Below are 12,445 nucleotides of genomic sequence, written 5' to 3' on the forward strand. Positions count from 1 at the left end.
CCTTTTGTGTTTTAGCATTCGCTATTTATCACATTGAGCGAACTCAACTCAGCAGCCGATTAACAAGAAAATAAAAATGAGCACAATATAATGACTTTTTATATTTTAGGCCTAGCGATTTTATCTGTGTTTCCGTTCTGCAAAATAGCATTTTTTAAGCAACCAGTTTGGCTATGGTTATTGATGTTGAGTATGCTCAGTGCCGCTCTCGAAGGTTATATCAATATAGTTGGGCTGGTGGCTATTACGTTTTATGTTGCTTTATATTACGGCACACTCAATATAAAACAGCCCATAATAAACAAAGTAATAACGATATTATTTATAGCCACAGCATTGGGTCTTGCACTGCATTATGTACCTGGTTTTAATAACTTACCGATTGTTGTTAATGAGCAAATTAGCAGTGATGCTATCGCTTATACGCTTTACGCTAACTTCGATAAGGCTATTGCGGGTTTGTTATTGAGCGCTTACTACTTTTCAACGCTAGCGCCAAAACGACAGCGAACTTTAGATTCAAAGGGCATAGACTCAAAGAGCATAGATTTAAAGAGCATAGACTCAAAAAGTTTATCTTCAAAAAAACTAACTTTAAAACAACCTGCTCTAATCATTATCGGTACTATTTTAGCGACACTTATTGTGGCTTTATTACTTGGTATTGTCAGATTTAACCCTAAAGTACCTGATTTTTGGTTGGCATTTATTGCGATCAATTTACTTTTTACCTGCGTTGCAGAAGAGGCTTTATTTAGAGGACTTTTGCAAACTAAGCTTTCACAACAAATCATATCTACTCGATTTGCAATACTCGCACCTATCATCATTGCCTGTATTTTTGCGCTGGCGCACTTTATGGGCGGGGTTAATTACATTTTGGTTTCAGCTGTGGCAGGGTTTGGTTATGGTTATATTTTTTATAAAACCCAGCGTTTAGAGTGGGCAATCTTATGTCATTGGTTAGTAAATGTGTGCCACTTCTTTTTATTCACCTATCCGATGATTAAGCTTCAGGCATAAGCAAGCAAACCACGAAGGCACGAAGGGTGAAGAAGGTAAGAGCAAAATAATAATTTTTTCTACTTTTAAGTTTTTCCTTCGTGCTCTTCGTGAAGCGCAGCGCTTCGTGGTTGCTTATTATTTTTAAAATCAAAAGCGGGTTAACCACGAAGGCACGAAGGGTGAAGAAGGTAAGGTCAAAAGCTTTTTTAAATATTTATTTGGTTGGTCTTTTTTGGTTTTCTTCGTGCTCTTCGTGAAGCGCAGCGCTTCGTGGTTGCTTATTATTTTTAAAATCAAAGGCGATTTAACCACGAAGGCACGAAGGGTGAAGAAGGTAAGGTCAAAAAATTTCAAATATTTATTTGGTTGGTCTGTGTTGGTTTTCTTCGTGTTATTCATGAAGCGCAGCGCTTCGTGGTTGCTTATTTTTTTAAAATCAAAGGCGATTTAACCACGAAGGCACGAAGGGTGAAGAAGGTAAGGTCAAAAGCTTTTTTAAATATTTATTTGGTTGGTTTGTGTTGTTTTCCTTCGTGCTCTTCGTGAAGCGCAGCGCTTCGTGGTTGCTTATTGTCTTTAAAGTCAAAAAGCGGGTTAACCACCAAGGCACTTAGAGTAAGAAGGTTAGGTGCAAAGCTTTATTATGGGTGCTTTTTATTATGTTCAGCTTTATCATGGCGACCTATTTTTCTATACCGCATTATCTTAAAAAAGCCTAAGGACCCTCGGAAAATGAAGAAAACTATATTCATAGCAATAATTGTGTCGTTGATTGCAATATCATTTTTACCAAAATTTCTTTCTTTTGAGCGAACGCCATTTCAAAAAAATTGGATTACTTACAAACAACAATTCATCGAGTCCGGACGAGTGCTTGATGGTGAGAACAATAATATCTCAAGCAGCGAAGGACAGGGTTTTGCATTATTGTTTGCCGTATTTTCTAATGATAGAGATCAGTTTCAAGAGATGTGGGCATGGACACAAAAAAATATGCAGCGCGAAGATCACTTATTCCGCCAACAATATACGGCTACCGAAAAAGGGCTGTGTGATAATCAATGTATCTCTGCTCAAAGCAATGCAAGCAATGGCGATATCATTATTGCGTGGGCTTTATTAGCGGCAGAAAATAAATGGGATCGTCAAATTTATCTTGTTGAAGGGTTGCGAGTGTTAGATGCTATTAAAACTAAACTTATTCGTCAAAAATTCGGTTATCAGCTGATCTTACCAAGTGAAACAGATTTTGAATTACCCGCTGACAGCATTCAGTTCAATTTATCCTACTGGGTATTCCCCGCTTTAAATCTATTTACTGAAGTAACAGGCGATCCTATTTGGGCTGAAGTCTATAAATCAGGAACATCACTGTTGGAAACAGCTCGCTTTGGTGATTGGAACTTACCTGCGGATTGGATGATTCTGTCAGATGATAAAGTAAGTTTACAAGATGCTATCTCTGCTGAATATGGAGATAATGCGAGTCGATTACCGCTTTATCTAATGTTAGCGCAAGATTATCAAGCACAATTAATGACTCCATTTATGAATTTTTGGGCTAAGAATCCTTTACCTGCGTCGATGAACTTACTAACAGGCCAAGCTTCATTGCAAACGGCTAATAGTGGAATACAGGCGATTAAAACCCTCACAGAAGCCAGAATGAATAATACAGAAGCTAAACCATTGCCAGAGATAACAGCAGAAACAGACTATGACTCTGCGACCTTAATTTTATTATCACAGCTTCCAATTGTGAAAAAGTAACGTTGTTGGGTTTTGCACTTTTAAAATCACAAGCTGATTAACTAGGAAGGTTTGAAGGTTAGGTCATAACAATAACTTTTATGTTTTTAAGCCTTGCTTCGTGGTTGCTTGATTTTTAAAGTCAAAAGCGGTTTAACCACGAAGGCACGAAGAGGGGGGAAGGTAAGGTCAAAATAGTTATTTTTTGCACCTTAAGGTTTTTACTTCGTGTTCTTCGTGAAGCGTAGCGCTTCGTGGTTGCTTTAATTTTTAAAGTCAAAGCAACAACAAAGGGTGAGGAAGGTTAAGTACTTAACTTCATACGACGTTAAGTCGTTATTAGTAAAGTATAAATATTGATTAAAGTTTGTGGGTGTCCTGCTCTTTTTGTTTATTTCAATCGATTTTGTAGAGGGGAAGCAAATAAGTCACCCTCATAGTATATTGAGGCCGATGATACTTATTATGCTCAATATAACTAATTTCTCGCTTCGTGATTACTTGATTCTTTAAAGAGCAAAAGAAAGATAAAAAGCCGATTAACCACGAAGACACGAAGGGTAAAGAAGGTTAGGTAATTAACTTCATAGCAAGTTAAGTGGTTGTTAATAAAGTATTAATCTTAATTAAAGTTTATGGGGGTCCAGCACTTTGTCCAGCACTCTGTCGATGTACAGATAATAATATTGCCCCCGCACTTTTGAGTGGCAATAAGTGATATCCCATGACCACACTTCATTCGCTTTATTGGCTGCTTAATAAAACCAGAGTGTAGTTTAAATAAGTATAATTGTTGACATGATTTTTAAACGGGAAAATAGTTTAACCTCCTCAGTTTAATGCGAAGTGTTAGCTAAAGTGAGGAGCAGGCTGATAATTTCCTTTGATTACATTGTCTAGGCGATCGCCTTACATTAATTTTAATATCGAGACAGTAACTCTAAGGTCATAAATTTACTATTAGGCTCTTCTTTATAACATTAACTTAAAAATATTTTTATTCTTTTCATTGGTGACTTTATTATGTCGAAAGATTTTTCTATTTCTTGTGAACGCAATCAGCAACCTATCTTAGAGCAACTTTCTATTTATTTTAAAGATAGTAAACAAGTACTTGAAATAGGCTCGGGTACAGGACAACATGCTGTGTTTTTTGCGCAATCTCTGCCGCATTTAATATGGAACACTAGTGATATGCTTGATAATCACAAGAGTATTAAAGCATGGAAGCAAGATGAGGAGGTAAAGAATATTGTTGATCCTATCGAGTTTCACTTTGGTAAAAATGATTGGCCAGATTTAGATATCGATGCAATTTTCACCGCTAATACAACGCATATTATGCAACGTGAAGAAGCTAAGTTGATGATGGAAATGGTGGCAACCCATTTACCTAGTGGCGGTGTGTTTTGTCAATATGGTCCTTTTAATGTTAATGGTGAATACACAAGTGACGGTAACCGATCTTTTGATCAACACCTTGCTGAGAGTGATTGCGGTGGAATTCGAGATATCGAAGAGCTAACAGAGTGGGCGATTGGCATGCAGCTCGCTCATAAAGTACCAATGCCAGCGAATAACTTTTTATTAATATGGAGGGTTATTTAAATTAAAGAAATTACTAGCATTAGGACTTTTAAATTCGCAATAAAAATTAGAAATACCTACAAAGTTAAGTAAATCAATTAAAATAGCTATACGATAATATTTAAATTTTAATAAAGGAGCGCTTTGATAGACTTTACTAAGTTGCTGGCTATATGCGCGATAAACTAGTTATTTTTTTACGCCTTAATTTAGGTCCACTGCGTATTTTTTTAGTAATTCCATTGACACAATATCTAGCGCTTTAATGTGAGTCCTTGTGAGATGAATTCTGGGGGCCATATTAGCTTTTTCTGCCTCCAACCACCGCATTGCACATAAACACCAACAATTTCCAGGCTTTAAACCTTTAAAGTTAAATTCAGGTACAGGAGTAGATAAGTCATTTCCTCTAAGTTTTGAATATTCCAAGAACTCTTTTGTTACTTTAATGCAGACAGTATGTGAACCAACATCATCTTTATTGGTATTACATTTGCCATCACGGTAAAAACCAGTAATTGGGTCCCCACAACAAACTTCTAGTGCTTCACCAAATACATTTATAGATTCATCCATTCCCATATCGCAATACCTTTAATTTATTTAAATTCCATAGAACAATACCTGTCTGAAACAATAAATCAATTAGTTAAAGTTGTTAATAAAGTTTAAAAAAATTAAACAATAGAAATATTCTATATTCATAACGAAAATACAGAAGATTCAAGCCTCTGTTGTCTGTTTTATTTTCAGGAGTAAAAACTGATTTAATTATTCTTTATTCAAAAATAGATGGTGCGGAATGAAGAGACTTGAGCTCTCAGACCTTACGCGTTCTTTGGGATTAGCTGAACCTAATTCTGGTGCGTCTAGCAATTCCTCAAATTTCAGGCATAAAAAAACCAGCAATTAGCTGGTTAATTTATTTCTTAACTGGTGTGGTTAAGAATGGTGCGGAATGAAGAGACTTGAGCTTTCACACCTTACGCGTTCTATACCAATCTAGTTGAGTAGATGACCGTATATTACGCAGGAAAAATAAAAAGTAGCAAGGCGTTTGATTGAGTAATAGCTAGCTATTGGGATTGAAAACAACGCAGGTAGTTTTGATTTTAACCAGTAAGGTAGGTTAGATAGTTAACTACATTGGTATTAATAGCTGAACCTAATTCTAGTGTGTTTATCAATTACGCCACTTTCGTAAGTTTAAATTTGAGAGTCTTTTGCAATTTCTCAAATTTTAGGCATAAAAAAACCAGCTAATAAGCTGGTTAATTTATTTCTTAACTGGTGTGGTTAAGAATGGTGCGGAAGGAGAGACTTGAACTCTCACACCTTACGATACTAGAACCTAAATCTAGCGCGTCTACCAATTCCGCCACTTCCGCAAAATTTGGCTGGGATAAGAGGATTTGAACCTCTGAATGCCGAGATCAAAACCCGGTGCCTTACCGCTTGGCGATATCCCAGTTGTAAATTTTAGAGAGTTTATTCTCTTTCAAGTTTAGCCTTCTTCAAGGATTCCAATCCGTTAAAAACGAATTAGAGAATGTGGCTGGGATAAGAGGATTTGAACCTCTGAATGCCGAGATCAAAACCCGGTGCCTTACCGCTTGGCGATATCCCAATTACTATTTTTAAGAGTTTAATCTCTTGGCTTGCGCCGAATTGTTTTTTTAAAGAGTTGAACTTCTCTGATTGGATTCTTTATTGAATAAAGAATGGTGCGGAAGGAGAGACTTGAACTCTCACACCTTACGATACTAGAACCTAAATCTAGCGCGTCTACCAATTCCGCCACTTCCGCGTAAAGTAAATGGTGGCTACACCGGGATTTGAACCTGGGACCCCATCATTATGAGTGATGTGCTCTAACCAGCTGAGCTATGTAGCCATTTTTTACTTTAATCTTAACAACCGCTGCAGAACAGTACGTCGTTTCGATGGGGCGCATTATGCGGATATCAGTGAACCTCGTCAACTATTTTTTAATAAAAAAAACGTTTTTTTGTTTTTTTGCTTAATTGCTAATCAAGTTGTTTTTATTTTGTGCAAACATAATCAAAAACAACGCTGAATAGAGTTTTATATGGCTGAAAAAGATAAACTGGCTCTCATTTAATTCAAGAAAAGTGAAACATGAAAATATTACACACCTCAGATTGGCACCTTGGCCAGTATTTTATGATGAAAACGCGTGAAAAAGAACATCAGCAATTTTTATCCTGGTTAATTGAAACAGTGAACGACCAAAAGGTAGATGCTGTGATTGTCGCGGGTGATATTTTCGATAGTGCTTCGCCTGCTTCTTATGCGCGTAAGTTGTATGCAGACTTTGTGGTGCAATTACAGCAGAGTTATTGTTCACAGTTAGTGATTGTTTCAGGTAACCATGACAGCGTTGCGGTGTTAAATGAAAGTAAATCTTTATTAAACGCGTTAAATGTCGCTGTGCTTGCTGGTTTAAGTGAAAATTTAAACGACCATATAATTGAAATAAGTAACAGTAAAGGTGAGAAAGGGCTGGTTTGTGCTTTACCTTTTTTACGCGCAACGGATGTGATGAGTGGCGAGCATGGTTTATCTGCCAAACAAAAGCAGATGAATCTTCAACAGGGTATCGCACAAACCTATGAAGACATTTATCAGTTAGCAAAACAAAAACAAACTGAGCAACATCAACTAGTAATGGCAACTGGTCATTTAACCGCTGTCGGGTGTTCCGTTACTGAGTCTGTTCGCGATATTTATATCGGTACCTTAACGGCTTTTCCATCAACCTTATTTCCTGCCTTTGATTATATTGCGCTTGGTCATCTTCATCGTTCTCAAATGGTGCAAAAAAATAATACGGTTCGTTATTCAGGTTCACCTATCCCTTTAAGTTTTGATGAAAGTAAGCACCAAAAACAAGTGGTTATTATTGAAGCTGATGGGGAAGATTTATCAGTTAATGAATATCCAATTCCTTGTTTTCAGCCATTGATGGTGATCACGGGGGATTTAAAGCAAGTAAGTGAGCAATTAACGGCGCTAGTTAATGAGTCAAAGGATGATGAAATTTGGGCTGAAGTGAAATTAAAGCAAGCTTATGTGGAAATAGATTTACAGTCGGTATTGAATGAAATAGTGGTTGATAGTGGTATTGAGATTTTAAAAGTGAGTAGTCCGCAGGTGAATGAGTCCAGCCAATGGAGCGAACAGCAAGGGGTGACACTTGAAACGTTAACACCTACGCAGTTATTTGAATACCGGTTAAGCAGCGAGGAACATCTCAGCGACGTTCAGCAGGAACAATTAACCTTGTTATACAAACAAGTGTTAGCCGATGTGGAGGCGCAATCATGAGAATTTGTAGCTTACGCTTTAAAAACTTAAATTCATTAAAAGGTCATTGGAAAATAGATTTTCAATCGCAAGCTTTTGTCGATAATGGGTTATTTGTTATCACTGGGCAAACGGGCGCGGGTAAAAGTACTATTTTAGATGCGCTATGTTTGGCTTTATACCAACAAACTCCGCGCTTAGATAAAATAACGCACAGTAAAAATGAGCTAATGACTCGTGGCACAGGGGATTGTGAAGCAGAGGTTGAGTTTGCTGTTAAAGGTAAAAAGTATCGTGTTTTTTGGGGACAAAGCCGAGCCAGAAAAAGTGCTTTGGGTAAGTTACAACCTCCCTTTGCTGAGTTAGCCGATGACAACGGAAAAATTATTGCCAGTAAAGTCAGTGACGTTTTAAAGCAAGTGGTCGAAATAACAGGATTAGATTTCTCTCGTTTTACAAAGTCTATGTTGTTAGCACAAGGTGGGTTTGCTGCTTTTTTAAATGCACCGGCCAAGGAGCGTGGCGAATTATTAGAAGAGTTAACGGGCACAGAGATTTACGCGCAAATCTCAAGGCAAGTTTTTGAGCAAAATAAAATCGTGCAAGCAGAGTTGAAAGTGTTAAGTGCCCAGTCTCAAGTATTGACCTTACTCGGTGAAGAAGAGGTTACTCAGTTACAGGCAAATATTGAATTATTAGAGACTAAAAAATCAGAGAATGATAAATCCGTTAAAGCATTAGAGTTAGCTATTCGTTGGCACCAAACGGCACAGTCATTAGCCGACGAGTTAACCGTGCAACAACTACAATTCGATTCTGCGCAAACAGCGGTGAATGATTTTGAAGTAGATAAAGCGCGTTTGCAGCTAGCTGAAAAAGCACAACGTTTAAAACAAAGCTTTGAATATTTGCAGGCAGTGACTGAAAAATGCCTGCAGTTACAAAGTACGCTCACTACTAGACAGCAACAAGCGGATCAATTAGCAGAAGAAATAAAGTTACAAGCGCTTAAGGTTTCTGACCTTTCTGAAGCCAAAGAGAAGGTTTTTACAAGTAGTGAAAAACAGCTCTCTGAGATTAATAAGTTGTTGATCCCGCTGGATCTGAGCATTAAATCAACGCAGCAAAGCTTAGTAGACAAAAAGCATGACGCTACATTATTGGCTAAGCAGATAGACGAAAAGCAAAGCGCATTGCTAGCAGAACAATCGAGTTTAAGCGGTAAGCAGAAAACATTAACAGCTCTGGAGTTGAAAAATGCTGCACAGCCAGCGCTTGAGCAGTTACAGAAGAACTTGCCTTTAGTTGAGCATCAGATAAGTGATTTCATCAAGCATCAACACAATCAATTAACGCTTAACAATAAAGATAAAAAATTAGCTGAGCATTTAACTACGCAGCAGAACCTGCACTCTGAAGAGCAAAAAAAAGGCGCTTTATTAGTACAACAGCAGTCACAAGCTGAGCAGTTGGTTAGCCATAAAAAACAACAAATTGAACAATTATTTTTAGCGCATCAGTTAACTGATTCAAGCCAGCTTAATAGCGCTATTAATCAGTTATACAATGAACAACAGACTGTTTCTTTGCAAATTCAATTAGCAGAAAAAATTCAGTTGAATGGTGACGCTAATGCAAAGAAAATGCAGGCGGTTAATCTATTAAAGTCGCAACACCAGGAAACGGCGTTGACGTTACAGGGCTTAAAAGATAAAGGATTAATCCTTAAGCAGAATGTTGCTGATTTAAAGCGTTTGCTTAAACAGGAACAAATTATCTTAAGCTTGTCGGGTTTACAGCAACAGGTTCAACCTGATCAAGCTTGTCCTTTATGCGGGTCATTAGATCATCCCGCGCTAGAAAACTATCAACCTGTGGATGATGGTAATACTGAAAGGCGTTTGCAAAATAAAGAAGAAGAGTTAATTACTGCACGCAGTGATTACGCGGGAATACAATCAGATTATAAAGCGCAACAAGTGCAACTTTCTAATTTAACTAATGAATTAGAGGAACTGAACACCGCCAAACAAGCTTTATTAGCAGAGTGGCAAGCTGGCTATCAACAACCTTACCTTGAGCAAAGTTTAAATCAATTACGTGAGCAATTGCCTGAATTAAAACAAAAGCTAGAGAAATTTAGCGATGTGCAAAATTCGTTACAACAATTTAATGAACAATTACAAAAAGCACAGAATGAAGCGCAGCAGTTACAGCAACAGCTAAGCGCACAGCAACAAAAGCTCAACAGTTGTGAGCAAAACATCGCCAGTGTAAAAGCTGATATTAATGCCAATGCACATCTGTTAGCGCAAGAGGATGAGTTATTAGCGGCGCAAAAGCAAAGTATCACTGCTTTATTGAGCGAAGAAGAGGCGAAACAATTATTTGCCGCACCGCAAACTTGGTTAACCACGCAACAACAAAAAATCAATGAATTTGAACAGGATAAACAACAGGTAAAAACCTTATCTGAAGAGATACAGCAACTTAATCAAAGTGTGTTGTTAAAGGAGCAAGCGTTAAATCAAATTAAAGCGACTTCAAGTGAATTAAGTGCTGCGTTGACCTTGATTGATGAGCAGTTATCAAAAGATAAGCAACAACGTCTTGAGCAGTTTGGTGATAAACCACAGCAAGTATTAGTGGATGAGATCAAACAAGCGCAAGTTGCTGCGGAACTACAGCGCGATCAGGCGTTGTCTGTGCAACAAACATTATTGAATAAGCAAAATGAATCATCTGGTCAACTATCATCGCTTAACACGCAACTTGAAGAACAACAGTTAGAAAAGGAACGTCAACAAACGCTGTTTGCTGAAAAACTTGCAGCCAGTGATTTTGATGACCCAAAAGCGTTGCAGAGTGCGATGTTAACGGAATTAGAAATCAATCAGCTACAGACATTACAAGCGAAACTCAATGAACAGCTAATAAGTGATAGAAGTAAATTAGCCGCTTTAACTGAGCGTCATCAAGCGCATCTTAAACAGCAAGTGAGTAAAGACTCGCTCACTGAATTAGAGTTAAAACTCGCGACTTATATGCAACAAAATGAACAGATTAATCAGCAATGGTTAACGGATAAAGCAACGCTCAGTAGCGATAAAGTGAATCAACAGAAGCAAGCGGGAATTATCGCTGAGCAACAAAAACGTAAGGAACATGCGGAATATTGGCAACTCTTAAATACGATGATCGGCGCTGCAGACGGCAATAAGTATCGAGAGTTTGTACAGGGGCTAACTTTAGATAACCTAGTGCAATTAGCTAACCAAGAGATGGGAAATTTACACCAGCGTTATCAATTAAAGCGTAATCAAGAAGACAAACTAGCATTACAAGTAGTGGATTTATGGCAAGCAAATACAGTGCGAGATGTGAAAACATTGTCGGGCGGTGAAAGCTTTTTAGTGAGCTTAGGGTTAGCGCTAGCATTATCAAACTTGGTGAGTCATAAAACACAGATAGAATCGTTATTTTTAGATGAAGGGTTTGGCACCCTTGATGGAAACACCTTAGAAGTCGCTTTAGAGGCGCTTGAAAGACTTAATGCCTCTGGAAAGCTGATTGGTATTATTTCCCATGTGGATGCACTAAAAGAGCGTATTAATCATCAAATTCACGTGACTAAAGGTGCGTCAGCCGGATTTAGTCAATTAGCCCCTGAATATCATTTTATTGGTAGTACTGCTTCCGCAGATTCAAATGCTGCGGATGATTCAGTTGGTACGTAAAAGGTGCAGGACATCCGTTAGATAAAAGGTTGTAGGCATAAACTAAAGATCTAACGGTGATGCGCCAATACAAACAAAGTGCGCTTTAACGGTTTAAGCAGGTATTTTCGCGCACAACACACTGAATAATTAATAGATATTACGGCATAATCAAGTAAGATCATGAAAAAAACCGCAGGGGATAATATGTTACAACAACAAAGGCACAGCAAAATTCTTGAATTATTAAGTCAATTAGGCCGTGTTTATGCAACTGAATTGAGCCTGCAATTAGGTGTGTCTGAAGATACGGTACGCCGAGATTTAAAGTTATTAGATGAACTTAAGCAATTACGTCGTGTGCATGGTGGCGCTTTGCCTTTGCAGCATGAAAGCCAAGAGTATCGCCAACGACATGAAGAAATCGACCCCTTAAAGCAACGGGTTGCACTAGCTGCTATTCCGTTAATTAAAGAGGGGCAAACGATTCTGATTGATTCTGGAAGTACTTGCCTACAACTTGCAATGAATTTACCGACGCATTTTAATTTTACCGTGGTTACGCCAAGTCCGCTGGTGGCCACTAAGCTTATCCACCATAATAATATCGAGTTGATTTTGTTAGGTGGGAAAATATTCAAACCTTCGGTGATGGCACTTGGTGCAACCACTAATGCTATGTTAAGAAAGATTCATTTTGACTGTAGTTTTTTAGGGGTGTGTGCGTTACATCCAAGCCAAGGGTTAAGCATTAATCATATTGATGAAGCGGAAACATTATCCACTATTATTGAGCAATCAGAGCAAGTGGTGACTTTAGCGTCCTATTTGAAATTAGGTAAAATGGCGACGCATAAAGTTTGTGATGCGCACAAAATTGATTGCCTAGTAACAGATTCAAGCTCAGATCCTAAGCTATTAGCCTTATTTTCAGAGCAGGGGATTGATATTAAAATTTGCGCTGATTAACCTCGATGAGTTGCAAACAATACCAAGTTAGCTACGCTATACAGGCTAATAAACTGCAATATTAGCCAATGAAATATGAGTCACTGGAATAT

At 37.9% G+C, this 12,445-nt stretch carries 7 protein-coding genes and 5 tRNA genes; 6 read left to right on the forward strand and 6 right to left on the reverse strand.

Annotated features, from left to right (window positions below):
- The first annotated feature begins 90 nt into the window (after positions 1–90).
- The 3 genes from MT390_RS15880 to MT390_RS15890 all read left to right on the forward strand — a co-directional run bounded on the left by MT390_RS15880 (position 91) and on the right by MT390_RS15890 (position 4,362).
- Complete coding sequence (locus MT390_RS15880) at positions 91–1,023, forward strand: CPBP family intramembrane glutamic endopeptidase (protein ID WP_499442087.1); 933 nt, start codon at positions 91–93, stop codon at positions 1,021–1,023.
- A 714-nt stretch (positions 1,024–1,737) separates the two neighbouring features.
- Positions 1,738–2,775, forward strand: a complete 1,038-nt coding sequence (locus MT390_RS15885) for a family 8 glycosyl hydrolase (protein WP_499442088.1) — start codon at positions 1,738–1,740, stop codon at positions 2,773–2,775.
- A 1,002-nt stretch (positions 2,776–3,777) separates the two neighbouring features.
- Complete coding sequence (locus MT390_RS15890; RefSeq protein ID WP_499442089.1) at positions 3,778–4,362, forward strand: DUF938 domain-containing protein; 585 nt, start codon at positions 3,778–3,780, stop codon at positions 4,360–4,362.
- A gap of 183 nt (positions 4,363–4,545) precedes the next feature.
- On the opposite strand, the gene MT390_RS15895 is transcribed toward MT390_RS15890, so the two are convergent.
- The 6 genes from MT390_RS15895 to MT390_RS15920 form a co-directional block, all read right to left on the reverse strand.
- Positions 4,546–4,923, reverse strand: a complete 378-nt coding sequence (locus tag MT390_RS15895; protein ID WP_166372168.1) for a DUF2237 family protein — start codon at positions 4,921–4,923, stop codon at positions 4,546–4,548.
- Between the two features lie 721 nt (positions 4,924–5,644).
- Positions 5,645–5,729 (reverse strand) — tRNA-Leu (locus MT390_RS15900).
- Positions 5,730–5,735: 6 nt separating this feature from the next.
- Positions 5,736–5,810: transfer RNA gene (locus MT390_RS15905), tRNA-Gln, on the reverse strand.
- A gap of 83 nt (positions 5,811–5,893) precedes the next feature.
- Positions 5,894–5,968, reverse strand: a tRNA-Gln gene (locus tag MT390_RS15910).
- 95 nt (positions 5,969–6,063) lie between these two features.
- Positions 6,064–6,148, reverse strand: a tRNA-Leu gene (locus MT390_RS15915).
- 10 nt (positions 6,149–6,158) lie between these two features.
- Positions 6,159–6,235: transfer RNA gene (locus tag MT390_RS15920), tRNA-Met, on the reverse strand.
- Between the two features lie 245 nt (positions 6,236–6,480).
- Here MT390_RS15920 and sbcD point away from each other — a divergent pair.
- From sbcD to MT390_RS15935, 3 genes are all read left to right on the forward strand, one after another.
- On the forward strand, positions 6,481–7,689 hold the full coding sequence (gene sbcD / locus MT390_RS15925; RefSeq protein WP_499442090.1) for an exonuclease subunit SbcD: 1,209 nt from the start codon (positions 6,481–6,483) through the stop codon (positions 7,687–7,689).
- A complete protein-coding gene (locus MT390_RS15930; RefSeq protein WP_499442091.1) occupies positions 7,686–11,405 on the forward strand; it encodes an AAA family ATPase in 3,720 nt (1,239 codons plus the stop codon). Before sbcD ends, MT390_RS15930 begins: the two co-directional genes overlap by 4 nt.
- 162 nt (positions 11,406–11,567) lie before the next feature.
- The gene (locus MT390_RS15935; RefSeq protein ID WP_240923655.1) at positions 11,568–12,353 is read left to right on the forward strand and encodes a DeoR/GlpR family DNA-binding transcription regulator; all 786 of its coding nucleotides are present in this window, start codon (positions 11,568–11,570) and stop codon (positions 12,351–12,353) included.
- Positions 12,354–12,445 lie beyond the last annotated feature (92 nt).

Origin of the sequence: Vibrio sp. 2-Bac 85, assembly GCF_037546705.1 — a bacterium.
Taxonomy (GTDB): domain Bacteria; phylum Pseudomonadota; class Gammaproteobacteria; order Enterobacterales; family Psychromonadaceae; genus Psychromonas.